This is a genomic window from Methanolobus sp. ZRKC2 (assembly GCF_045291185.1).
GTDB lineage: Archaea > Halobacteriota > Methanosarcinia > Methanosarcinales > Methanosarcinaceae > Methanolobus.
The window spans coordinates 2,455,265-2,482,013 of the sequence record NZ_CP146980.1 but is presented as its reverse complement, the minus strand read 5'-3'; the positions used below and the strand labels follow the sequence as shown (position 1 = coordinate 2,482,013).

19 protein-coding genes and 1 tRNA gene are annotated in these 26,749 nt (G+C 40.8%); 10 read left to right on the top strand and 10 right to left on the bottom strand.

What is annotated here, in order from left to right; genetic code table 11:
* Positions 1 to 34: 34 nt before the first annotated feature.
* From artA to V7O62_RS11890, 4 genes are read left to right on the top strand one after another with little or no spacing between them, the layout of a single operon-like run.
* Complete coding sequence (gene artA, locus V7O62_RS11905) at positions 35 to 859, top strand: archaeosortase A (RefSeq protein WP_406656545.1); 825 nt, start codon at positions 35 to 37, stop codon at positions 857 to 859.
* A complete protein-coding gene (locus tag V7O62_RS11900; protein WP_406656544.1) occupies positions 860 to 1,480 on the top strand; it encodes a phosphatidylserine decarboxylase in 621 nt (206 codons plus the stop codon).
* Positions 1,470 to 2,147, top strand: coding sequence for an archaetidylserine synthase (locus tag V7O62_RS11895; protein WP_406656543.1), 678 nt, complete (start codon positions 1,470 to 1,472; stop codon positions 2,145 to 2,147). The genes V7O62_RS11900 and V7O62_RS11895 overlap by 11 nt, the downstream gene beginning before the upstream one ends.
* A gap of 6 nt (positions 2,148 to 2,153) precedes the next feature.
* Positions 2,154 to 2,522 carry a dihydroneopterin aldolase family protein gene (locus tag V7O62_RS11890; protein ID WP_406656542.1) on the top strand — a complete coding sequence of 123 codons (369 nt, stop codon included), beginning with the start codon at positions 2,154 to 2,156 and terminating at the stop codon, positions 2,520 to 2,522.
* Here the strand turns inward: V7O62_RS11890 and hisC are convergent.
* The 9 genes from hisC to V7O62_RS11845 all read right to left on the bottom strand — a co-directional run bounded on the left by hisC (position 2,508) and on the right by V7O62_RS11845 (position 10,439).
* Positions 2,508 to 3,608, bottom strand: a complete 1,101-nt coding sequence (gene hisC, locus V7O62_RS11885) for a histidinol-phosphate transaminase (RefSeq protein WP_406656541.1) — start codon at positions 3,606 to 3,608, stop codon at positions 2,508 to 2,510. The genes V7O62_RS11890 and hisC overlap by 15 nt on opposite strands.
* Positions 3,589 to 4,764 carry an acetylornithine transaminase gene (locus V7O62_RS11880; RefSeq protein WP_406656540.1) on the bottom strand — a complete coding sequence of 392 codons (1,176 nt, stop codon included), beginning with the start codon at positions 4,762 to 4,764 and terminating at the stop codon, positions 3,589 to 3,591. The genes hisC and V7O62_RS11880 overlap by 20 nt, the downstream gene beginning before the upstream one ends.
* Before the next feature lie 125 nt (positions 4,765 to 4,889).
* Positions 4,890 to 5,237 (bottom strand): hypothetical protein, encoded by a 348-nt coding sequence (locus tag V7O62_RS11875; RefSeq protein WP_406656539.1) that lies wholly within the window; start codon positions 5,235 to 5,237, stop codon positions 4,890 to 4,892.
* 46 nt (positions 5,238 to 5,283) lie between these two features.
* A complete protein-coding gene (locus tag V7O62_RS11870; RefSeq protein WP_406656538.1) occupies positions 5,284 to 6,207 on the bottom strand; it encodes an acyltransferase in 924 nt (307 codons plus the stop codon).
* Positions 6,208 to 6,282: 75 nt separating this feature from the next.
* Positions 6,283 to 6,756: a PUA domain-containing protein gene (locus V7O62_RS11865; RefSeq protein WP_406656537.1), complete on the bottom strand. Its 474-nt coding sequence runs from the start codon at positions 6,754 to 6,756 to the stop codon at positions 6,283 to 6,285.
* Positions 6,757 to 7,074: 318 nt separating this feature from the next.
* Positions 7,075 to 8,541 carry an RtcB family protein gene (locus tag V7O62_RS11860; protein WP_406656536.1) on the bottom strand — a complete coding sequence of 489 codons (1,467 nt, stop codon included), beginning with the start codon at positions 8,539 to 8,541 and terminating at the stop codon, positions 7,075 to 7,077.
* Between the two features lie 166 nt (positions 8,542 to 8,707).
* The gene (locus V7O62_RS11855) at positions 8,708 to 9,139 is read right to left on the bottom strand and encodes an archease (protein ID WP_406656535.1); all 432 of its coding nucleotides are present in this window, start codon (positions 9,137 to 9,139) and stop codon (positions 8,708 to 8,710) included.
* Between the two features lie 73 nt (positions 9,140 to 9,212).
* A complete protein-coding gene (pgsA, locus tag V7O62_RS11850) occupies positions 9,213 to 9,827 on the bottom strand; it encodes an archaetidylinositol phosphate synthase (protein ID WP_406656534.1) in 615 nt (204 codons plus the stop codon).
* Between the two features lie 57 nt (positions 9,828 to 9,884).
* A complete protein-coding gene (locus V7O62_RS11845) occupies positions 9,885 to 10,439 on the bottom strand; it encodes an aldolase (RefSeq protein WP_406656533.1) in 555 nt (184 codons plus the stop codon).
* Positions 10,440 to 10,538: 99 nt separating this feature from the next.
* On the opposite strand from V7O62_RS11845, the gene V7O62_RS11840 reads away from it, so the two are divergent.
* The 6 genes from V7O62_RS11840 (at position 10,539) to V7O62_RS11815 (ending at position 21,996) form a co-directional block, all read left to right on the top strand.
* A tRNA-Thr gene (locus V7O62_RS11840) sits at positions 10,539 to 10,612 on the top strand.
* An 827-nt stretch (positions 10,613 to 11,439) separates the two neighbouring features.
* Positions 11,440 to 18,810, top strand: coding sequence for an FG-GAP-like repeat-containing protein (locus V7O62_RS11835; protein WP_406656532.1), 7,371 nt, complete (start codon positions 11,440 to 11,442; stop codon positions 18,808 to 18,810).
* A 72-nt stretch (positions 18,811 to 18,882) separates the two neighbouring features.
* Positions 18,883 to 19,230, top strand: coding sequence for a hypothetical protein (locus V7O62_RS11830; RefSeq protein ID WP_406656531.1), 348 nt, complete (start codon positions 18,883 to 18,885; stop codon positions 19,228 to 19,230).
* Positions 19,231 to 19,562: 332 nt separating this feature from the next.
* A complete protein-coding gene (locus tag V7O62_RS11825) occupies positions 19,563 to 20,339 on the top strand; it encodes an RHS repeat-associated core domain-containing protein (protein ID WP_406656530.1) in 777 nt (258 codons plus the stop codon).
* 229 nt (positions 20,340 to 20,568) lie between these two features.
* On the top strand, positions 20,569 to 20,991 hold the full coding sequence (locus V7O62_RS11820; protein WP_406656529.1) for a DUF3592 domain-containing protein: 423 nt from the start codon (positions 20,569 to 20,571) through the stop codon (positions 20,989 to 20,991).
* An 804-nt stretch (positions 20,992 to 21,795) separates the two neighbouring features.
* Complete coding sequence (locus tag V7O62_RS11815; RefSeq protein WP_406656528.1) at positions 21,796 to 21,996, top strand: hypothetical protein; 201 nt, start codon at positions 21,796 to 21,798, stop codon at positions 21,994 to 21,996.
* Positions 21,997 to 22,094: 98 nt separating this feature from the next.
* On the opposite strand, the gene V7O62_RS11810 is transcribed toward V7O62_RS11815, so the two are convergent.
* Positions 22,095 to 26,747 (bottom strand): PAS domain S-box protein, encoded by a 4,653-nt coding sequence (locus V7O62_RS11810; protein ID WP_406656527.1) that lies wholly within the window; start codon positions 26,745 to 26,747, stop codon positions 22,095 to 22,097.
* Positions 26,748 to 26,749: the final 2 nt, after the last annotated feature.

Genomic DNA, 26,749 nt, shown 5'->3' with positions numbered 1-26,749 from the left:
ATATAGAGCGCATACCTATTAAAGGTGCGTGCAAATGATAGAAAATGTACTTTGGGTTGCTGTGGCATTGATGCTTGCCAGTTCACTGACACCCAGAAAAAATAATCTCCGTAAATTGCTGGGAGCGGCAGGCTGGGCATTCTTTGCAATACACTGGTTTTACCAGCCACTTCATTACCTTGAAATAGCTGATTACTTCAATGTTGTTCTGGTTATAGTTGTGGGCATAGTTTGTCTCATAATAGCATATACTATGTTCAAGGAGTACAAGTCACCGGATATCCCGGAAAAACGGTCACCAGATATTACATCCATGGCAACAAGCGCAACAGCCCTGGGTTCGCTGTTCTATTTCCCATTCGCACAGATGGAATCCCTGAATGTAGGAATCATTTCCCTTGTAACGGATAACGTACTCTGGACTCTGCATATGCTAAACGTGCCTGCAGAACTGACAGCCTGGAACAAAATAGGACTTAACGGATACCAGGTAGAGATCATACTCGCCTGTACTGCTATTGAAAGTATAGCATTGTTCATAGGGCTTATAGCCTCTGTCAACGCACCATTTAAAAAGCATGCTATGGCATTTCTGGTTTCCGTGCCTGTTATATACGGGTTAAATATAATAAGAGATGTATTTGTAATAGTTGCTTATGCATACCAGTGGTTCGGTCCTGATAGCTTTGAGATCGCCCACCACACCATTGCAAAAATAGGATCAGGTATCGCCCTCTTTGCCATAGCCTATGTAGTAATGCGTATCCTCCCCGAACTAATAGAGCTTATCGAAGGAGTATGGTTCTTAGTCACCGGATGCATTCAGAATTTAATAAAAAAAGTAGTAGGAAATAATTAGATGCTTGCAAAAGGTTCGGCTCCTTGGATAATAACTGCAGTTACTATCAGTATACTTGCTACCATTGCTCATTTTTTCTTTAGCTGGCCACATACGGATCTGGTAGCACTCTTTGGGATAGCTGTTACAATATTCTTTTTATTCTTTTTTCGAGATCCTGAAAGGCATATTGAAAGATGTGAAGACATCATGCTTGCACCTGCCGACGGTAAGATTGTAGATATTCGGGGAAGAAAGGTGTGCATCTTTATGAATTTCCAGAATGTACATGTTAACAGGGTACCTCTGACAGGAAGAGTTCATTCAATCATACATAAGAAAGGAGGATATATACCTGCATTTTGTAAGGATTCAGAAAGGAATGAACGTAGTCACATACTTATAGAAACAGAGCATGGACTGGTGGAAGTTATACAAATCGCAGGAACTGTTACCCGGAGAATAGTCTCATACGTCAGAGAAGGAGATTATATGACTCAGGGAGAACGATTCGGAATGATACGTTTCGGATCAAGAGTTGATGTAACCATCCCCGAGAATTTTGATATTGCCTGCAAAAAAGGAGACAGGGTTTTTGCAGGGATAACAGTAATCGCCCGGGCAAACTGCAATGGGAAGTGAAACGATTTTCCAGATGTTGAAATTGGCTGATATTGCAACTTTATTCAATTCACTTTGCGGCCTGCTGGCATTAATCCTGGTCCAGAACGGTTTTACCTATCTCGCACCCACACTGATATTAGCAGCTGCCATAGCTGATGGTATTGATGGATATCTTTCACGACTTTATTCAGGTAGTGAAATCGGAGCAAACCTTGACTCTCTTGCCGATGTTATATCATTCGGAGTTGCACCTGTTGCTATAATGTATTCATTCGCAGGCGATGAAGCAAATTATTTGCTTCTTGCAGCACTTTGCTTTTACTTCCTCTGCGGGATACTAAGACTGGCAAGGTTTAATACATCACATCAGGAACTTCCTTCATTCAAAGGATTACCCATTACCGCAGGAGGAATTGTCCTGTCAGCATATATGCTGACAGGTGAGAATTATTTTAATATTGGCTTTGCAACAATACTCACTTTTGTCATCGGACTATTGATGATAAGCAAGATCACTTACATGAAAGCAAGAAAACCTGAAATCCTGATACCAGTGGGTTTACTCTTTGGAGCAACCATCCTTTCCTATGCTGTGAATATTAGCTATACATATTTCATGGCAACCCTTTTAATGGGAGCTATGTTACTCTATATGATATCTCCCGCCATAAAGAGAACTGTGTGAAAAAGCATGAATGACATTATAAATGACAGAGATAACGCATTATTTGAGGCAGGTATCAAACTGGGCGCCCTTTACCACCAGTTTACAGGATCACCAGTCAACCTTAGGACAGTAAAGAGTCTTGAAACGGCAATACAGGAAAGCATTTCAGTCCAGCCGTTCGTTAAGGACATAAGCGTATACATAGACAGGGACATCATCCGCTCAAAAATAAACGGCGAATTCGGATATTGCGAACTGGAAGGACGTATGCTGGATGTAAAAATAACAATCGAACACAATTCCATCCGGGCAGATGTCAGCCTTGCATTCAATCAGGAACTTGACTATCCGCTAATGAAAATAGATAAAATTTACAGCTCAGACCTGAGCTGAAATTTCTTCAAATACTTCGACTACCTTTTCATTTTGCACGCCTGTGCCCACTGTAACACGAACAAAGGAATCTCCGGCACCTTTGAAAGAACGGCAATCCCTTATTATGATACCTTTTTTCAGGAAAATCTCAACAACATCCTTCGATTTAAAAGGAGAAACGTCCACCAGAACAAAATTTGCCTGAGATTCATAAACTTTGAAGGGGATGTTCTTTGAGAAGAAATCACGACCTTCCCTGGCACAAAGTATGCTTTTCTGAAGGTGAGCACTATCCGATAGTGCCGCAACACCTGCAACAATCGATGGCACACTTATACTGAAAGGAGTTGCTATCTTCATGTACTGTTGTTTGAGCCATGCAGGCATAATGCCATATCCAAGCCTCATTCCGGCAAGTCCGAATGCCTTCGACAGGGTCCTGCCAATAATAATGTTGTCATATTCATTAACAAGATGCGAGAAATTATGATCAGAGAACTCTACATAAGCCTCATCCACAAAGACCAGCCCCCTGGTATGTTCCAGTATACGACGAAGGTCTTCCTCAGCGACCTGTTTACCAGTAGGATTGTTGGGAGAGCAAAGGAATATTACCTTTGTCCGTGATGACTCAGCTTTCATGACCGCATCTGCATCGAGAGAAAGATCAGTGTTCAAATTCACATGAACAGGAATCGCTCCGTTGGCACGGGCTGCAACCTCATAGTAGGAGAAGGTCGGGACAGGAAGAATGATCTCATCGCCAGTAGAGATCAGCAATCTCATGAGGTTATCAAGCAAACCATCCATACCAGGTCCCGAAGCACATATATTCCCGGCAGGGAAACCCGTGTAGGCTGAGATCGCCTCCACCAGCTCGGATGCATCTGATGAAGGATATATATTCACTTTTCCTGAATGAGCCTCAATAGCCTCTACAGCCTTTTGAGAAGGTCCCAATACATTCTCATTGGAACCCAGCTTTATGATAGAAGCCGGGTCCAGGCCATACTTTCTGGCAATATCCTCGATTGATTTCCCCGGAACATATTCCGCAATACCGGCTATTTCAGGTTTTATCAGTTCAGGCCTGCTCAAGGACATCCACCACCAAATCGATCTGCTCTTTAGTTATGGTAAGAGGAGGAGCAATACGAAGTACCTTCTCCGAAGTGCAGTTCAGGAGCACTCCCTTTTCCATGCAAGACTCTACGATGTCCGCACACTTGCGATCAAGTTCCACACCGATCATAAGTCCGCGTCCGCGTACATCCACTACACCATCAAGAGACATGTTCCTGAGTTTGTTCATGAAATAATCACCCATTTCCTTTGAGCGATCAATGAGATTTTCTTCGCGAATAACCTCCATCGAAGCCAGAGCTGCAGCACAGGCCAGTGGATTGCCTCCAAAAGTTGCAGCATGCTGACCCTTACCAAAAGAGATACCTTCACGTGCTGCAATCGCTCCCATAGGAAATCCTCCACCAATTGCTTTTGCCATTGTCATAATATCCGGCTCGACTCCTGAGTGTTCCTTACAGAACCATTTTCCGGTTCGACCAAAGCCAGTCTGTACTTCATCAAAGATAAGGAGGGTTCCAGTCTCATCACAGATGCTGCGAACTTCCTGAAGGTATTTGTCTGAAGGAACATTGATTCCACCTTCTCCCTGGATAGGCTCAACTATAACAGCTGCAGTTTTCTCAGTAATGGCATCTGCAATGGCATCTGGGTCATCATATGGCACGAATTTTTCTTCCTGTACCAGTGGTTTGAATGGGCTGCGATATATTTCCTTGTAAGTAACTGAAAGAGAACCCATGGTACGACCATGGAAAGAGTGTTCCACCGCTACGAAATCGGCCTTACCGGTTGTTGCACGTGCAAGTTTCATTGCAGCCTCAACTGCTTCTGTGCCCGAATTGCAGAAGAACACACGGGACATGCCAGTAACCTTCACGAGTTGTTCTGCAAGTTTAGCCTGGGGCACGGTATAATAGAGATTCGAAACATGGATCAGCTTTTCTGCCTGATCCCGAATAGCCTTCACAAGTTTCGGATGGCAGTGACCGATATTGTTAACAGCTATTCCTGCAACGCAATCAATATATTCCCTGCCATTCACATCACGGACAACAGAGCCGCTTCCGCTGGAAAGTACAATATTGTAGCGGCCATAGTTCTGCATTACATATTTAGCGTCCATTTTGATAGTAGATTCATGATCCGGTGATTGTGAAGTAGTATTCTCTGTCATGTAAACACCTTTTGCACTATAACATTGGATACAGTATTAAAGATGGCTATTGAAATCGAAGAGAGATATTAAGGCTTCTGGTAATTGAGACAAAATAAGCCAAAAAAAGATTAAAGGTTTCGGACTCAAAGTATCCTTTTGTCAGGAACCCTTATTGCTACATAGAGATTGACCAGAAAGATAAGAATAAGTACCTCGAATACCGCTGATGATATTCCCAGGAGCATGTCATGCTCCCCGCTGGATACTGCAACCGGTTCACTTATACTCATGTAAGCGTCGGCAAGATACAACAGGAAACCAGCTGTGAGAAGTACGAAGTAGTTTTTGATCTTCTTAAAGGAGACATATATCCGTGAGCGGATGACATCTGCATCAATCTTTATCAGCAGGCTCGAAAGCAATAATGCAACTACAACAATAGACAACCTGATCGCAAAATCAAGAAAATTGAACATTTCAATCGAATTCATAACCAGCCCCTTGAATGCATTTTTATGTTGGAAAGTACAACAAATATCAAACATTCAGTTCCATCAGTTCTTTTTCGTTCAGGACCTCTTCTTCTTCTCTTTCAAAAATGATACCATCTGGTGCGCGCATGACTCCGTCAACACGTGCACTTTCATGAATCTTTATTGACTGAGCGTTGATCTCACCCAATATATGGGTTTCTTCAGCAATGTAGACTGTTCCCCTAGAAACTATGTTCCCGTGAATAATGTTGTTTTGACCAAGTCGGACATCCTGAATAGTGCGGACACTTCCATAGAGAGTTGTTCCACTTTCCATTTCAAGGGAAGTTGCACGGATATTGCCCACCAGCCGGCAATCGTTTCCAATGACTGCCTTTGAAGGCACCTTGATGGCGTCCATGGAAATCTTGGAACCGTTGGGGATAATCATACTGTTGGAACCTATTGATTCGAGATCTTCATCATCAAAGAGGTCTTCTAACGCCTTTTCAACTTCTTCGTCTTTTCCAAGCCTTAAGAGTTCACTTATGTAAAGGAAAAGATAGACCATGACAGGAATAGGATTACGTACGACTATCCAACCCTTGGCCTCAAAACCACCGTTGATCTTGACATCATTACCGATATCCAGATCTCCTTTCACAACGAGCTTACCATCTATGGAAACGAACTCACCGATGTAGGCGTTTGAATCAGTCTTGACATTCCCACCTATCTGTGACCAGATATCTATCCTCACATCTGATTTAGAGACCAGGTCCCCGGCAAGTTGTACCCTTTCTCCCAGTATGGATGAATTGGATATTACGCCGTACCTGATATCCGAGTGGTTACCTACAATGACATCTCCGTCTACAACGATCGTATGTTCTTCCATTCTGGTTTTATCCGGAACAACAAAAGTCTTGAAAAATTCCTCTTCTATGTTTTCACGCTCCGGAGACGGATGAAATTTTTTTGAAGGCATCGCTGCTACTAGTCCATTTTTATCGGCTTGATATTATTTTAATTTTATCCTTAAAACACATTATTGTTCCTTATATCAGGACTGCTCCTTTCCACGCCTCACATCAACAGCCGCTCCCCTATCCAGAGAGCCGAGTTCATCAGGTGAAAAGAGTAACTGACCTGTTGCCAGCAACTCATCTGACTCACTTACAACCACTACCTCATCGTCTGCACGCAATTCAGGATCAAGGGACAATACATGTTTTGCAAAGGTTGTTTTGCCTTTAGCTACAAAAGGTACCGCATCTTCACAAACTACTACCCTCCTGGCAGGTGAAGGGAAGTAATCATGTATTAGGCGTGCACCTTCCATACCAAGGGTCAGCATTCCATCCTTTGCTCTTACCGTTGCAATGTGTTCATTCCCGTTGAAGACCTGCCTTACACGTTTGGTTTTTGAAAGCCTGAAATTTACACATTCAGGAAAAAGAACATCTCCACAGCCTTTTCCAAACTGGAAATCAGCCATTATACGCACTCTTTTAAGATTTTTTTCAGTCCCGGGCATAGATGCTAAATAAAGTATAAGCATTAAATTGATAGCGGTCCACAGATTAAACTCCTGCCGGACAATCCAAGAAAATGTATATAAGGAATATCGAACAGATTTATATATAATAATGACCAATTATAAACTGAGGAAGCGGGCTAACTGCTTGTAACTGTATTCAAAGGTATAGTAACTGTAACCAAGCAAAACCATTCATCCCCTCAAACAAACCCCGTTTCCTCTTTGCTCATTCTGACTTAATTATAAGCTAGAAGACTGTAAGGTTTTTATTTCCGGGTTCTTTTTGTATCAACTCTAAAAAGGAGAAAAAAGGAATTAGCCTTTTATTACTCCCATGGGCAGGAGCTTAGCAACCTTTCTGGCGATTCCTACGTCGTGCACAACCTCCACTACCTCACTGCTTGACTTATAGACCTCAGGAGCTTCCTCGGCAATTAGAGAAGGTTGCGTTGCCCTGACAAGGATACCTCTGGAACTTAATTCCTCTTTTATATCTTCACCACGAAGTTCTTTTTTTGCATGTTTGCGACTCATTACACGCCCTGCACCATGACATGCACTTCCAAAGCTTATATCCATCGAGCCTTCGTTGCTGCATAATACATATGAAGGTGTGCCCATGCTTCCGGGAATCAACACTGGTTGACCTATAGCAAGATATTTTTCCGGCAGATCAGGATGACCTGGTGGAAAAGCACGTGTAGCTCCCTTTCTGTGCACGTATACTTCCGTATTCTTCCCGTCGACATTATGCTCTTCGAGCTTCGCTATGTTATGAGCTACATCATAGACCAGGTCAAGACCAAGGTCCCCGAAGTCACCTGCAAAATGTTTCTCAAAGACCTCACGGGTCCAGTGCATGATCACATGCCTGTTGACCCAGGCATAGTTTGCGGCACATACCATTGCCTTGAAATAGTCCTGTGCTTCCTGTGACTGTGCCGGAGCACATGCAAGCTGCCTGTCAGGTAGAGATATTCCATATTTCTTCGAAGCCTGTGCCAACACCTGCAGATGGTCGGTACATATCTGGTGACCCGCACCACGCGAGCCGCAATGAATCATGAAAGTAACCTGCCCTTCCTCAAGGCCCATTGCAGAAGCAGCTTCTTCATCATATATCTCGTCAACATACTGGACTTCAAGGAAATGGTTTCCACTTCCCAGCGTGCCTATCTGGGGCCTTCCTCGTTTGCGGGCCTTCGCGCTTACCTTCGAGGGGTCGGCTTCGGGCATCTGTCCCTTGCTTTCACAATGTATAATGTCTGCCTTTGCACCATAACCATTGTCCACCGCCCACTGTACACCATGTGTGAATATGTCCTCAAGTTCTGTGTCTGTGACCTTAAGGCGACTTTTAGAACCTACTCCTGTAGGGATAGCATCAAATAGATCGTCCAGTAGTCCTGCAAGCTTCGGACGTACATCCTGCTCCGATAAGTTAGAGCGTATAAGGCGTACTCCGCAGTTTATATCAAAACCTACCCCTCCGGGACTGATGATACCGGATTCCTTATCAAATGCTGCAACGCCACCTATTGAAAAACCATAACCCAGGTGAGCATCAGGCATTGCCATAGAGTATTTCTGTATTCCCGGCAGGGTAGCAACGTTTGCCACCTGGCCCAGGGTTTCCATTTCAAGAAGATGAAGAAGTGACTCAGACACAAAGATTCTCCCCGGAACGTTCATTCCCGGCTTAAATCCTACAGGCACCTCCCATTCATTATCACTAATGCGTTTAAGCACGTCGAAAACTGAAGTTTCATTATCCTGTGACATCTGATTTTTCCTCTGTGATGATATCTATGACCTGAACTATATAGCCCGGCACGTATGAATGTGTTGATAATAAAGAAAGCAAGATACTGCTGTATTGCTACTGAAAAGCATCGTCCAGGCAATCTTCTGCTAGCCATTACTGGTTAAAGCATTGTTCTGTCCATAATCAGGTATCCACTGTTGCCTGGACCATCCATCCACCTGATATTGGTTCAATTCTCATGTCATTATAAGTTGCAGCTTTGACCTCAGTGTCAAACTTGTGTTTTGAAAGGTCAATCTCTTCACCCAGCACCTTTGCGTAGAGACGAAAATCATCCTTGTCCTGTTCAAGCTTCTCAACGATGAATTTACCGAATACGAGATTTTCAACCTCAAACACAAAAAGAATCTCCGAGAGCCAGTTGAAAAGAAGGGATTCAAGATCCTCTGAATTCAGTTCTATTTCCTGGAAAATTTCGTTTTCCACAGTGTCGGTATCTATCATTACATTGAACATAGCAGAAGCTGCATTCTCAAAAGCCTCTTCAATAGTTCTTCCGTATGCCCTGAACTTTGCATCTGCCGTGTGTTCCAGATATTCGAATCTTTCTTTCATGTGGGAGAATATGCTCCTGAATTGATATTACAATGTAGATAATTTTAACAGACCCTTTGATGCAACCTTGCGATCATTCACCAAGTTGTTTCCAGATATGAGCAATCCTCTGGAGGGCTGTGATATGGCTTCCTATGGCAATAATCAGTATCATCCATCCCAGCGATGAGAAGCCGTAGACCTGGTAAGGGTATATGAAATATACCAGTGAAGCGAGCATTATAAGGACAAGACGGTCTGCCCTTCCGATAATTCCACCGTAGTACCTGCCAAGATGCAGGGCCTGTGCCTGTGTTCCCAGATAACTGGTGAGCAAGACCCCGACAATTGCCACGACACCTATCTGCCAGTATACATAGCCTCCGAAGAATATGCCGCATATGATGAATACATCTGAATAGCGATCAATTACATGATCCAGGAAATCTCCCCTGGGGCTTGCAATTTCAAGATAACGTGCCATGAGGCCATCCATTGCATCCAGGAAAGAGTTCAAAGCCACCAGCAAACCCGCAACAAGAACTATTAGAGGATCTGACCTCGAATAATAATACATTATACCTGAAAGAGCAGCAAAGGCAAGGGACAACAAGGAAACGGTATCTGGAGATATACCGGCATTTGCTGTCGTTTTTGCCACAGGTTCAAGGAATTTTGACGCGAGTGGTCTGAGAGCATTGAAAGTCATGAATAACGTACCTAATGAATTCTTTTGAGATTTAACATTTTCCGGCTGAACGAAAAGTCAACGATTCCTGGCAAGGTCATACCAGTATTTTATCTTGCAGGAATGCTCCACCTGGGTGGTCATGACATAGGCTTCATCCAGCACACGCCCGATTGCAAAGGTCCCGTGACTGTAAACGATAGCAGCTTTATGGGTAGCAAGCGCCGAGGAAACGTTGCCTGCAAGTTCATCAGAACCAATGCCACCCTTTATTATTGGTATCTCACCCAGGAAATACTGCCCCTCGCTGTCAGATGGCTCGATTGTCTCATCATCTGCAAGCAAGGACATTGTCACCGCAAAAGGACAGTGAGCATGTACGATTGCAAGCGCAGGGGTATTCTTGTAAATTGCACGGTGAACGATGGCTTCGGAAGAAGCAATTACGTCAAGTGCACATGTCCCGTCAAGCCCGACCTCCACTACACTATCTTCGGTGATTTCATCAAGAGCCGAGCCACTACGCGTGATTATCATCCTGTTGCCTACCCTTACACTGATGTTCCCGAAGTGAGATTCTACCAGTCCTGTATCAACAAGCTTCTTCCCTATCCTTGCTATTTCACGCCACATGGAGTTTCTCCGTATTTGTTACCATAAAATTTATCTGCGATTATGATATCTAAGGGAGTGCATCGCATAAATAGATGCGGAGCACTTACTATCACAGATGCCTCGGTGGCTCAGCCCGGCAGAGCGAGTGACTTGTAATCACTAGGTCGCGTGTTCAAATCACGCCCGGGGCTTCTGTTTTTCAGTTCAAAGCTTATTTTGTTTTGTATTTCTTAATCATACACATGGAAAGATTCTAGATTCAAATCTGGGAAAAATTGAAACCCCAATATAGTAGGAACCTAGGGGTACCTTCCAAGTAAGCAGATTTAGCAGATATTGAAAGGTGCACATAATCATGAAAAGGAATAAATTTAAGATACATCTTTTGTTTATCAAATGATCTTCAATGCAAGCATGAAAATTTCGCATCTCTTACGATTTCAGAATTTGTCATGGTCATTTCTATTAAAGCGGCTGACTGCATTGAAAAAAAATTCAGAATTGCCGTACTTTTATTAAACTATTGCAAAGGGACGGTATTTCTCACAATTATGGCCAAGACAAATTCGACTTAATTTGGATATTCTAAAAATTAATGTCTGCTCTGAAGTGATGGAGGATGTGACAATATTAATCATCCCTTGAGACAGAGAGAAGTTATTCAACAAGACTTAAACCGATGTTATTCTTTTTTTGAATATTGTAGATAGTATACAGCACAGTATATCAAACATAAAGCTTCCGTGGGAAAGTGGTGTAGAGGAACTATTTAGTCTAAGATTTGAATGTCAATCCTGTATCTGTATTTAGTGATCAGACTGCTGTATGATATCGCTTTTTATCTGAATTATTTCCAAATTAAATCGAAAAACATATATATGTTTTATCTGTAACTTTTTTTAGTAACATTATTCAGTATTAATCAAATACTCATAAAATTTGTTTAATTTGAGAAGGGTTGGTGTTAAAAATGCTTAAAAAATATCCAGACTTACTAAAAAAATCAATTGTAATTTTCATGATTGTTATCTTGCTTGCACCAAATGCATATTGTCTTGAAAATACGGATACAGAACAAGACGTGAATGCTGAGAATACACAATTGGATTCTGGCTCAAATGCAGATAATGATGCGGACTTTGTGGATAAAGAAGAGGAAACTGAAAAAGATCCAAAGTCTGAAAATATACTAAATATTGCTGACAGTGAATTGGAATCATCCCAAATTGAAATCATGTCTTCAGTTTCTGAACCTACTGAAGATCCGGGAAAAATAGTTGAAGGTGCTACAAATCTTCTAAATCCAAAAATTGAAAACAATAATGATGGTTTTGATACCAGCTTATTCACCGGCTCATTTGTTTATACCTATCCTATTGAAACAGTAAGAGGAAAGGCTGGCCTAGAACCAAAAGTTTCTCTTACCTATTCCAGTAGTGTCGGTTCAAAAGGTACCTATGGTTCGCTAGGTATGGGTTGGTCGTTAAATGACAATTGTATATATAGAGATATCAGCCATACTACTGAAAACACCAATGATGATAAATTTTACCTTATCTTAGATGGCTCAACCTATGAATTAGTTTATGTGGAGGATGATGACTCTTTCCACACCGAAACTGAAAGTTTCCTGCATATTACCAAAAGCATTACAAACACCAACTCATTTGGTGACTATTGGATAGTAAAGGCATCAGATGGAACAGAGTATCGTTTTGGCTATAATGATGTTTCAGAACAAAGAAATTCTGTTGAAAGCCGAAACTATGTGACTAAATGGTGGCTGGACCTTGTTGAGGACGTAAATGGAAATCAGATTCAGTACAATTACATAGAAAATCCAAGAACTGGAGAACTTGGTAGTGTTTATCTTGATAGCATAATTTATAATGATGGTCTTTCAATTATTGATTTTGAATTTATTGAGAAACCAAACACTTTTACTCTGTATGAATACGGTAGCAAAGTTATTGAAAAAAGCTTGATTTCCAATATTAAAATCAGAGGCAATGGATCTCTTTTATGGAATTATGAGTTTGATTACCAAAATGAGAATTCCAAATCATTTTTAACAAGTATTTCAAAAACAGGAATAAATAGCGAATCTTTTCCGTCCACGAACTTCGATTATTGCACAATAGGTAGTTGGTCTTCTAGCAGTACATGGAATCCCCCAGCTCCATTTTCAGGTAACGGTGCTGATGCAGGTACCAGATTAGCTGATGTTAATGGAGATGGATTAGTAGATATAATCAGGGGATATGATGCCTATAATGACAAGTATGGAACATGGCTAAATACCGGGAGTGGATGGTCTTCTAGCAGTACATGGAATCCTCCAGCTCCATTTTCAGGCAACGGTGCTGATGCAGGTACCAGATTAGCTGATGTTAATGGAGATGGATTAGTAGACATAATCAGGGGATATGATGCCTATAATGACAAGTATGGAACATGGTTAAATACTGGGAGTGGATGGTCTTCTAGCAGTACATGGAACCCTCCAGTTCCATTTTCAGGTAACGGTGTTGATGTAGGTACCAGATTAGCTGATTTAAATGGAGATGGATTAGTAGATATAATCAGGGGATATGATGCCTATAATGACAAGTATGGAACATGGCTAAATACCGGGAGTGGATGGTCTTCTGCCAGTACATGGAATCCTCCTGTTGCATTTTCAGGTAACGGTGCAGACAATGGAGTAAGACTTGCAGATGTAAATGGAGATGGACTTGTTGACTTACTTCGTGGTTATAACAATGGAAATGGGAATACGTACCTAAGTGCTTGGTTAAATACAGGAGATGGGTGGTCTTCCACCAGTGCATGGAATCCTCCTACTTACTTTTCATATACTGGAAATGATTGCGGGATCAGAATTGCAGATGTAAATGGAGATGGGCTAGTAGATATTATCAGAGGGTATGACGGCTACAACGATAAATATGATGCATGGTTAAACACAGGAAATGGGTGGTCCTCCGCGAGTACATGGAAGCCTCCTGTTGCATTTTCAGGAAACGGTGCAGACAATGGAGTCAGATTTGCAGATGTTAATGGGGACGGATTAGTAGATATAATCAGAGGATATGATGCCTATAATGACAAATATGGAGCATGGATTAATACAAACAAAAACGCTAATCCTCCATCTGTAAACTACAAAACTCCGTACTTATTGAGTGAAATCAACCATTCAATCGGTGCAAGCACAGTTGTAAATTATGTGCCTTCAACAAAATTTGATAATACTGGTGACGATAGTATTGCAGATTTGCCTTTGAGCATGTGGGTTACAAGCCAGTTGGTCAGAAATAACGGAATTTCAGATAATGGGAATGTAGTTTCCACAACAGATTACACTTACAAAAACGGAATGCAGTATTTCAATCCCCCTGAAGAAATCGAATTCAGAGGATTTGGTGAGGTTACTGTTGAAAATGATTATTCCATTAGTAAACATTTTTTCCATCAAGATGATGTATTAAAGGGCATTGAGAGTCAAACTGAAGTATGGGACAAGGACGGAAATATTTACAGCTTGTCGGAAATGAATTATATCGGGCAGCAGATACATCCTGATGTCAACCTTATTTTATTAAACTCGGAATCCACAACGCAGTTTGACGGGTTTGCACAAAGCCCAGACAGCTCAGCAGGCTGGTCTTATTTAGTTGAGTATGAGGAATATGATGATTACGGAAATCCTCTTTCCGTAACAGATCATGGTGATACTGATATCATCGGTGATGAAAAATATCTCAACTACGAATATGCCAATGAAGAGAGTTTATGGATTATCGGACTGAAAACTCATGAATGGATGGAAGACTCGGACTATGCAAATGAGAGTGAATCATGGTACTATTTCGACAATTCTAATGATAACAGCAATATAAACAAAGGCCAGCTTACAAAAATAGTATCATGGAATAATTTGGGAGAAAATCCGGCGATTTTGTATGATTATGATAACTATGGAAATATTATCCAAATTACAGATCCAAAAGGCTACTCTGAAGACATAGAATATGATGATAACTGCATTTACCCGATTTCTATTGAGAATGCCTTAGGCCAAAAAGAATTCTACGAATACAATGACATAGGTAGAATAACCAAAGTAACAGATAGCAATGGGGTCTCCACTGAGTATATCTATGACGATTTACACAGGATAGCAAAAGTAGTAAAACCTTATGATAATGTAAGTTCACCTTCCATTGAATACACATACTATCAAGATGGCCTGGCTCCAGAAAAGATCCATACTAATATCAGCACCAGTAAAATGGGTCATTCCATACAGACCACTGGTGATGGTACAGAGACAAGTCCATTCCCGATATACAGTGTTTCAGATCTGCAGGATATCAATAACAATTTATCGGCACACTACATTTTGATGAATGATATTGATGCAAGCGCAACAAGTACATGGAACAGTGGAGCAGGTTTTGTTCCAATTGGCACATCCACTGAAATGTTCACCGGAAGTATAGACGGAAACGGGTACGAAATAGACGGCTTAACTATCAACAGACAATGGACAAACGCTCAAGGATTTGTGGCCTATCTTGGGGATGGTGGAGAAATCAGGAACCTAGGTTTAACCAATGTTTCCGTATTGGGTTATCAGTATGTGGGTTCCTTTACTGTCTTCAATCATGGAACTATTTCAAATTGTTTCTCAACTGGAAGTGTTATCGGAGGGCATAACAACGTGGGAGGACTTGTAGCAGGCATCTATTCCACCGGTAGCATTCTGGACAGTTACTCCATGTGTGCTGTCACATGCGCAGGCACACAGGCAGGAGGCCTGTCAGGATTCAACAACGGCAATATTCAAAGGTGCTATGCGGCAGGATTTGTTGACTGCACTAATACAAAAGGTGGTATTACAGGAACAAACTCGAATATTGTAACAGATTGCTACTATGACTCCCAAACAACAGGATGCTCTGATACCGGCAAAGGTACTCCTAAGACAACTGCTGAAATGCAGACTCAGTCTACCTTTGTGGGTTGGGATTTCAACGATACTTGGGATATGCGAGGTTATCCAAAACTAAGTTTTACCTCATTCTTAGTACCTATCTATTCAGCTTTTGAATCAGTAGGTTCATATGATGGCTTTGGAAATTTTATCCAGAAAAAGTATGAAGGTGAAAGTGACTGGATTATCCAGAATACCGCATACAATGAACTGAATCTCGTAGAAAGTGTCGAGGTACCGCATTACATAAACCAAACCGGCCTATCCATAAACTACGAGTATGACGCTGTCGGAAGACCGAAGATTATCACAAATACGGACAACACCAATCTGATTTACTACTACGAGCTTGAAAACACCACAATCACAAATCAGAATGGAGTTAACAAAACACTGACAAGCGATATTTTCGGGAATATTGTAAATGTCCATGAGTTTAACAAGGGTGATACCTATGTCACAAACTACACTTACGATGCTCGGAGTAATCTGATCGAGATCATTCTAAATTCATCAACAACGGATGATAATCCGATGCAGTCAATTGGCAGTGGTACAGAGGCAAGTCCATTCCCTATATATAGTGTTTCAGATCTGCAGGATATTAATAACAATTTATCGGCACATTACATCCTGATGAATGATATTGATGCAAGCGCAACAAGTACATGGAACAGTGGAGCAGGTTTTGTCCCAATTGGTACATCCACCGAAATGTTCATCGGAAGTATAGACGGAAACGGGTACGAAATAGACGACTTAACTATCAACAAACAATGGACAAATGTTCAAGGATTTGTAGCCTATCTTGGTGATGGTGGAAAGATCAGGAACCTGGGATTAACCAATGTTTCCGTATTAGGCTATCAGTATGTAGGATCCTTAGCTGTGTTCAATCATGGAACTATTTCAAATTGTTTCTCAACTGGAAATGTAACCGGAGGACATAACAATGTAGGAGGACTTGCAGCAGGAATCTATTCTACTGGTAGCATTCTGGATAGTTATTCCATGTGTGCTGTCACATGCGCAGGCACACAGGCAGGAGGCCTGTCAGGATTTAACAACGGCAATATTCAAAGATGCTATGCAACAGGGTTTGTTGACTGTACTAATACAAAAGGTGGTATTACAGGGACAAACTCGAATACTGTAACAAATTGTTACTATGACTCTCAAACAACAGGCTGTTCTGATACAGGAAAAGGTACTCCTAAGACAACTGCTGAAATGCAGACTCAGTCTACCTTTGTTGGCTGGGATTTCGCAAATACCTGGGCAATGGATGGCTATCCGAAACTAAAACTTGTATCTTCAGCATCACTTATTCCACATGTGTATTTCACCTATGATTCCCTTGGAAGAAAGGTGGCTATGAATGATCCGGATATGGGTATCTGGACGTATGAGTATGACCTCAACGGCAACTTGATTAGCCAAACCGATGCCAGAGGAGTTTCAATAGATCTCACATACGATGCCCTGGACAGGGTCACAGCAATTGACTATCCAAGCGATGATGATGTCAGTTTCACTTACGATCTTGAGTACAACGGCACACTCTCACAGGTAACTAAAGGAAACATTGCATCAGGTTATGATTATGACCTGCGTTACAGAGTTGAAGATGAAACTGTAACACTGGATAGTACACCCTACACCACATCCTATGAGTACGACAGCATGGACAGGCCGACAAGGATCACCTATCCAAACGGAGAAAATGTGAACTTGGCCTACAACGCGCAGACCCAGCTGGAGAGTGTTGAAGGTGTCGTCGATAATCTCGACTACAATGCAAGGAATCAGATCAGCACCAAGGAGCTTTCCAACGGTGTGGTTACGAGCTATACCTACGACACCACGAAACTCCTGCTGGACAGGATATACACTGCAAGTCTTCAAGATCTTAACTACGACTTCGATGACGTCGGAAATATCCTTGAGATAGAGGACAATGTCCTGAACTCCGTGAAGACATACGGATACGATGATCTTGACAGGCTGACCAGCGCGGACATGTCGGTTAACAGCGTCCCTACGTACCAGCGTGATTTCACCTATGATCCATACGGATGTATCCAGCAGGTGGATGAGAACAGTGTTACAATATCCTCTTACGGATACGCAGGTAAACCATTCCACGCTCCTGTTAGCTATAATGGAAATACTCTGGATTACGATTCCAACGGTAATCTGGTTGAAGATGATGATTTCACTTACAGCTACAACGATGCTAACCAGCTAAGAGAGGTACGCTACTCTGGTAACAGCTCCCTCGTCGAAAAATACTGGTACGATGCCGACGGCCAGAGAGTCAAAAAGCAGAACTCTGATGGCGAATTCACCTACTACGTCAACAAGTTTTATGAAGTGGACAATAGCATACCCACCAGCTACTTCTTCCGCGATGACGAGCGCATCGCAAAGGAAACAGCCGGAGACATGGAGTGGTATCTCTCCGATCACCTCGGCAGCACCACTCTACTTATCGATGAAAGCGGTCTTGAGGTTGAGCGCACCGAGTATTATCCATACGGCCAGGTACAGTCCGGCGGTCTGGAGAAGTACGGTTTCACAGGACAGGAGAATGATGCTGACACTGATTTGATGTACTATGGTGCTAGGTATTACTCGCCTGAGTACAGGGTTTTCGTGCAGCCTGATACGATGCTGCCTGATCCTTATAACCCTCAGTACCTGAACAGGTATGCTTACACTTTGAACAATCCGGTGAAGTATACTGATCCGAGTGGGCATCATCCAGTAATTCTAGCTGTTGGAGCTGCAGGACTCCTTGGAGGTGCAATTTCTTTTGGTGCACAATTATATTTCTTAAATGGTGATTTTACTAAAGTTGATTATAGAGAAGTTGGAGAGTGTACATTTATTGCAGTGACTGGTACAGCTGCAGGTGTTATGGTAGCAATGGAAACTCCTGCCCTTTTAGCTGGAACTGGACTGACAGCTGGACAGCAATTGCTTGTAGGAGGAATAGTTGGTAGTATTGTTGGGTCACAAGCAAGCACTATGACCTCTAATCACTTACAATCTAATAAAGTTACTGAGAATACAATTATGGAAGGAAATACTGAAAGAGTTGCTCAAGATGCTTTGGCTGGTGGGATCACCGAAGTAGTTGGACCAATAGTCAAAAATGTAAAATATTTAGGAAAGACACGTTATCCGAATACAGCTAAAGGTCTTGAAAAAATAGATGATGATGCATCAAAAGCATATCAAAAGTATTTTTCTTCCTCCCCAGTTTTCAATGATCTAAAGGAAGCAGTATCAGATAATATTATTTCAAATACAATATCCGAAGGAGTAAATTCATTTTACGAGTGGTTGGATGGTACGGAAGATAATACTCAGGAGGAGAGTAGTTAAGCATATCAAGAGACTTGTTTCACCATTAATTGGTGAACACTTTTAATCAATGCAGTCATAAGTAGGTGATGTATGATAGAATTAATTGCTGATATTTTATTCATTATATTCATAATTATTTTTATAATTATAGCTTATAAAGGATACCATATTTCCTTATTATATAAGGACAATGAATCTGGATTGGTTATAGTTTTTATAGGAATAATTTATATGATCTCAGCCGCCCTGTCATTTCTAGCAATTGTTTATGCTTCTTACAAATTAGGCATAAATATATTTTTTACTAGTTATCCTAAATTTGAAACAGGGCTTCTTCTTATGGTGAGTTCTCTTGCAGCATATATTATTTCTTCAAAGATAATGAAAATAACTATTGATTATTTCAAAAAAGAAGGTATAGTTGCTAATAAGAAGTAATCGTACAGAAGATAATCGAAGGTATAAGTTTATGGTATATGTGATATATAATGATTCAATCACTAATTGAAAAGGGATTACTGATACCTTTAGTAGTACTGACATTTGTGTATCTGATATATGCTAAAAAAGTCTATAATGAAAATAATTCTATAAAAACAATCATTTTTATATTGGTTGTGTACGGCATGGCTCTAAGCTTTTTTTTGTGGCTCAACAATTTTTTTTCATGAATTATTTGCATTGAACCTAATAGCCATTTGTCGTGATGGTGCTTCCATAGTTTCATACATGGTCAGGTACAAAGCAGCTATTCATCCAGCAATACTACTTTGTCAATCAACGAGAGTGGCCTTGAGGTTGAACGTACCGAGTATTATCCATACGGAAAAGTTCAGTCCGGCGGTTTTGAGAAGTATGGTTTCACAGGTCAGGAGAACGATGCTGACACCGAATTGATGTACTACGGTGCTCGTTATTACTCACCTGAGTACAGGGTTTTCGTGCAGCCTGATAAGATGCTACCTGATCCATATAATCCTCAATATCTGAACAGGTATGCTTACACTTTGAACAATCCGGTGAAGTATACTGATCCAAGTGGGCATGCAATACAAGCTGCACCTTTGCTTGCAGCAGCACTTCTTGTCGCAAGTACAGTTCTTGATTTTGCCATGTTTAGCTATAGTGTAGAGGCATATGAAGAAAATCCGAATGCAATAAATGGTGCATTTTTGGCATATGATTCTGTTGCAACGATAGCACCGCATCTTCCTGCATCATGGGTCGTACGAGGACCTAAACTCATACAATATATACGAACATACGAGAAAACTATAAAAGGTTTAGATCCACTAACTTACATGCTTTACAGGATGCATGAATTTGGAGCTAAACAGGGACTCAATTTTGCAGCTAACTCCATTATAGGAGGAGTTATAGAATCACGCAGCAACAATATAGATAATTTCTTCCAAGAAACTTTTGATACCAATGCCTTTGATCATGTAGAGCTTTCAGGACACTCAAAAGTATACATTAGTGTTTCCAACAAATGGGTGCCCTCTATTAGGGACAACGATGGATACTATATAATTGGTGTAAATTAGAAAAAAGGGTTAACGTTATGGCAAAATGAGGCTGGAGAGACAATAACAAAGGAACATGATAAAAAACAAGAAGATGATGAGGAGTTGCAACAATCAAAATAAAGTAAACCACTATAAAAGTGGCCTTCATATCTGATAGAGTTGCTAGAATTTAGTTTCATTCTAAACAAGTGATTCACAAAACTAAGCTGTAGGGAAAACATCAGTTTTCAGTAAAAGGTGTTACTGTATGGAAGAGACGAATAGGAAGTTTTCAATAGTTTCATTAATAAGTGATTACAACTTTAGCATTTCTATCGCAATGCCCATTGTAGTTGGAATATTTTATTTGCTCAATATAACATTACCTCTATTTTTAAATATTTTTTTTATACTATTTCCAATTTTATATATACCTATGAGAATATATTTCTTCTATATTTTGTATAAAAGGGGAGTTGAGGTGTCTGGTACCATCATGTTTTACTTGGCGTATCCAAGGGGAGCACGGATTGAGTATGAGTATACTTATGCCAATCAAAAATATAGAAGAGGAAATGCTTTATCACGTCTATCATTCAAAAAAAGCGATTTTCATGAAGGTCAAGAAGTTACACTGTTGGTAGATCCTAAAAAACCAAAACGTGCTATTGTAAAAGATGTTTATTTTTGATTTAAAACACAAACCTAATACAACATATCGCCAGAAAACATGAACCTATAGGAGCATTCTTCGTATGTATTGTTAACTGACATGCATACTTATATCACATATTTAGAGTTAAATAGAGTTTCTTTAATATGTACATGTTCCTTCCAGTTACAACGGCAACCTTCCATATCCAACACTCATTATAACAGTACTCTTGAAGTTTCAGAGGGTTTTGTTTCACCAAGCCATGATTACGATTCCAGGTACAGAGTCACAAACGAAACCTAAACTTTTGATACTACACGCCACATCACATCCTACGAATATGATAGCATGGACCGGTTGACAAGGATAAACTATCCAAACTGCAAAAGTGTCAGCTTAATCTACAATGCAAGAAAAAAGATCACCACAAAGGAACTTCCAGCAGTGTGGTTACGAGCTATACCTACGACACCATGAAACTTCTGCGGTATAAAATATACATTGTAAGTCTTCAGAATCTTAACTACAAATTTGATAATGTAGGCATATACTTGAGATCGAGAACAATTTGATGAACTCCATTAAAACATACGGATACGACGACCTTGACAGACAAACCAGCGTGGATATGTCGATCAACAGCGTTCGACGTACCAGCGTGATTCACCTACGACCAGTACGGATGCATATATGAAGCGCAAGACTCACAGAAGAAAAAAGACACTGCCTTCTCTGCAATTTACTTAGAATATCCTCAGGCCTCCTGTATCAATAGCAATTAAGCTAATATGTAATACTAAATCGAAAAATACATATAATCTATTTGACAATAATAGATAATTGTCCGTTGTCGTGGACTGGTCAACGGGAGAAAATGATGTGCAAGAAAACGTCACAGGGGCGGAGATGTACGGGGCTCTGCCCCTTTCTAATATGATCGTAATATCATTAGAGGTCTTGATCTCGACTATATCCGAATTGATTTTTATGAGAGTTACAAGATCAAATGAATCTGCTGTAAAATTACCTATTCTGACATAGTTACCGCCATCATAATAGTAGATAAGTATCGTGTTTTCGGACAGTACAACATTTTACAGTTCTTTTAGGACAAAACAATCTACACTGAATTTCAGGATTTATTGCATTGTTTGAGGCACAGGAATATCAAATATGAAATTACTTCCGGCACCAGGTTCACTTTCAACCCATATATGACCGCCATGCATTTCTACAAATTTTTTGACCAGAGCAAGACCAAGACCTGTGCCGCCATACTTTCTGGAAATAGAACCATCTATTTGTATAAACGGTTCAAAGATAGTGTCAAGCTTTTCTTTTGCCATACCTATCCCCGTATCAAGTATTGAAAACAAAACGATATCATCATTGCTGCCATTAACTTTTACTGTTACATTACCACCACTATCTGTGAATTTGATAGCGTTTTCCACAAGATTGTACAGGATATTCTCCAGTTTTCCTTTGTCTGCAACAATAGTATTCAGGTTATGGTCAACTATGGCTTTAATTTGAATGTTTTTCTTTGAAGCTTTTGCCAAAAAAATACTGATAGTCTCATGAATAACATTGTTTATATTAACAGATTGTAATTCCAGGGATTCAGAAGTTCTATATTCCAGATTTGCAAAATCAAGCATCCTGTTAACTATACTCAGAAGATGTTCTCCGCTCTGGTGAATATATTCTAAATACTTCCTTTGCAAATCATCAAATTCATTGCCAGTTTCACTGAGAAGCAAATCTGAAAAACCTATAACTGCTGAAAGAGGTGTTCTTAGTTCATGAGTGACATTTTTCAGCATTTCACTCTTAATTCGATTAGATTCATCTGCGATAGCCTTTGCATAAATGAGGGCTTCTTCGGCTTTCCTTTTATCAGTTATATCCGTGATTACCACGATAGCATACAATAGCGAACCATCTTCATCCCTGATAGCTTTTGAATATAGTTTTACCCATACAAGGTGGCCGTTTTTATGGATATAACGTTTTTCAATTTCAAATGAATCGATATCTTCTGCCATAACCTGTAAGATATATTTATCATTCACATACAAATCATCCGGGTGAATCAGGTTTCTGGAATTTGTTGCAATTAACTCATCGATCGCATAGCCAACTATTTCCCCAAAACGTTCATTAATCCTGAGGAAATACCCATCCGGAGATATTTGGGCAACGCCTACTGCCGCCTGGTTAAAGAGAGTTTTAAACATCCTCTCACTGTTTTTTAGTTCTTTTTCAGCCAATTGGCGTTCCATTTCAGCCGATGCACGAGCGGCAAAACTACTGATAAGCGAAAAAACATGTGAGCTTTTTTCCATCAGTCTGCTATTGATAACTGTCAGTAGTCCCAATGTCTTCCCTTTACTATCCCTCAAAGGTATGCCCCAATAGCTTTCGGCCCCTATTTCCTTTAACAAACGATCATCGGGAAAATGTTTACGGATATCAGAGGGATAAAAGCATACACCATCATTTAAAACATTATAACACGGAGTCCCTTCAAGAGAATATCTGAAATTGTCGCGTAGTTTTCCATCTCTCCATACAGCAAGTGTATGAACCATATTAGGTTTTTCAGGATCCAGCCTGGCAATAATTACACAGGACAGATTCTGGGAGAGCGCAAGTTGGCGCACAAGTACATCAAAAAGATCCTCTTCACGGGAGCTTGAAGTCTCGGCAATAACTCGCAATGCATCCTCGGATTTTTTATTTTCTGTTATATCCGTAATAATAGTGGCAAACTGTCCCGGTATTGTTTGATAGGCAACCGTTCCATAATATCCATCAAGTTCGCACAAATAATCCTCAATGTAAAGAGGCTCTCCGGTCAAGGCAACATGGCCATATTTCTCAATCAAATATGCTTCTGTATTTGGTAATACTTCAAGTGCTGTTTTTCCGAGAATGTTTTCCTTCCTGAGACCAGTGAGTTTTTCAAAATTATCATTGACATCAAGGAAACGGTAATCTACAACTACCCCTGTATCATCACTTATTACTTCGTGAACAGCCAGTCCTTGTTGCATCTGGGTGATAAGTAGCCTGAACTTCTCCTCACTTGCCTGAAGCTCTTCCACCATTTTTTTCTGTGAAGTAATATCCCAATTTGTGCCAATCATGCGCACAGGTGTTCCGGAATCATCACGCAGGACGATTGCAAGAACACGGATATTGCGGACAGTTCCGTCAGGCCAGACTACACGAAACTCAGTATCAAATTCTTTATCCTCATGAAGAGCCAGCTTTATAGCTTTTTCATTTGCCAGCCGATCATCAGGATGGATAAGTGCCGTCCATGACTCATAAGTATTATCAAACTCATCTGGGTTGATCTTGTAAAGATCAATCATTTGTTCATCAAATGTCAGTTTACTATTGACAATATCGTAATCCCAGACACCAACACCACCGGCACGAGCAGCCAGATGAAGACGTTCACTGGCAACTTGCAGCTCATTTTCTATCCTTTTTTTATCTGTCATATCCAGTGCAATGCTCAAAACCACGTTCTTACCCTGCCAGGGTATAACCTTTGAACTGACCTGTAATGGAAATGTTGTCCCATCCTTCTTAAGATGCCATACTTCAAAAGAAGCCTTGCCTTTTTCTGCAAGCTCTTGAAGTATCCCGGGAACCTTCGGGATAGTCTCCGGATCAACTAATAGTTCCATATTGAAATCATCAATTTCATCCGGCAGATAGCCATGAAGTCTATACGTACGTTGGTTTGCATACAGAACATTGCCTTCAAAATCATGAACAATAACAGAGGCAGGAGAAGTTTTCAGTAAGCCCGCAAGCATAAGCATTTTCTCTTCGGATTCAACTTGTTCGGTTATGTCCTTAAGCACACAATATGTCTGCTTGAAAGTTCCATCCTGATGATAGCTTACACTTCCTTCAAATGAAGTGAATATATGGTAGCCCTTTTTGTGCCTCACGTTTAGTTGAACGTTTTCCACAGATCCTTTTTGCCTGAATTCTGAAAAAATCTTTTCAAAATGATCAATCCATTCAGGATGCAGGAATTCTGCAAAGTACCTACCAGCAATTTCTTCAGTTTCATACCCGAAAATTTCCAGCCATCTGGGATTTACATCTATGAAACATCCATTTTCATCAAGCGATTGATACGGCAGAGGAGCATTATCATAGAGTGCCCTGAATTTTTGCTCCCTGTCAGCTAATTCGGCTTCTGCCTGTTTACGATTTGTTATGTCCTGCACAAACCCCAGGAATCTTGTTTCGCTCAGTTTGACAGCTTTTATGGTACATATTATCTTTTTTCCTTCCCTGGTCAGAAAACGGAAATCACCAGTATCATTTCCGGTTTCAACAACAGTTTGAAAGTGCGATAAAGCACTTTCCCTGGCATCAGGTGAGACTATATCTGCCAGGTTCATTCCCAACAGTTCTTCTTTTGAGTAGCCTGTGATCTTGCTTGCTGCTTCATTGGCATTAACACAATTGCCCTTTTCATCTGCGATGAATACTCCGTCAGGCGCCTGTTCAACATAACTGCGGAACCGGCTTTCACTCTCATGCAGCGAAGTGAGAAGATTTTCTCGTTCTTCCAAGGCACTTGAAAGTTGGATGTTGCTGTAGCTCAAAGTGGAGATGATATCGGTCAATCGGGTATAAAATTCCATTACCGAATTAACGTGTTCCCGGCTCCAGCGAGGTACCTTGTCAAGTGCTTTCAGGTATTCCTTTTCGTTGAATCCGTATTTTTTAGCCTGAAGCCTGAAAGTGTCGTGGGAGATATCCTCATCATCAAAAAAAAACTGGCCAAGGAACAGGTTGCCCAGATGTGAGCCATCCACGACTATGGGGGTTACGACATCCCACATGTTGTTTTTGCACCTGTAAGACCTGAATGTTCCTGCTGCCACGCCCTGAGTCAGTTTTAAATCACTTTCAACACAATGCTCAAGTGTTCCGGAGTTTATCCTGTGGAATTTCGTGCATATATCCTGCCAGCCACTGGCAACAAGAACCCTGCCTCTGAGATCAACTATACCAACTGGAATACAGGTCAATCGAAAAAAATCATCCATGAGCAACTGCAGGGTTTCACAATCAATGATATTGGCAAGCTCCGGTTCTCCAATATCATCATCCTGTTCCTGAATAATACTCAACTTCTCTTTTAAGTGAACCTCACTCTCATACAAAGCCTTTTCCACAGTCTCGTACCTTGCTACATCTCTGTTCACGGATTGTACAGGATCATATCCTTTCAGGATCGAGACTTGTCCCTGCTGCTTTTCACGATATATGGGACTACTGCCATCTGAATGTACAAGCGCGTTAATGTTCTCAATTGTAGCATCTTTAATTGAACCTATAATTCCTGCTACTTCCCCCGAAGAATCCGTGAATGTAGCTTTGTGAAATTTGACTCCTTTTTCGCATTCATCGGACAAACTTATCTGCCATTCATGTGCTTGGTTGCCTGGATTCCGGAGTAAATACTTGTCCACACTTTCATGTTTTTCTGCAATTTGTTCAGGCCAGATATCAAAAGTGGTTTTCCCGATAACTTCTTCTTTTTTTTTACAGATAAAATCCTCAAAAGCTTTGTTGCAACCAATAAACTTCCCTGATACATCTTTGTAGTAGATAGGGTTAGGGATTGTTTCCAGTAATGTTTTCAGAAATTCTGAGTTACAGCCCATTCCAGTATTTTTGCATGTGTCCCCTTCAAAATTACTGATTTCGATAAATGCTGCATCATCCTCATAATTTCTCATACTCATAT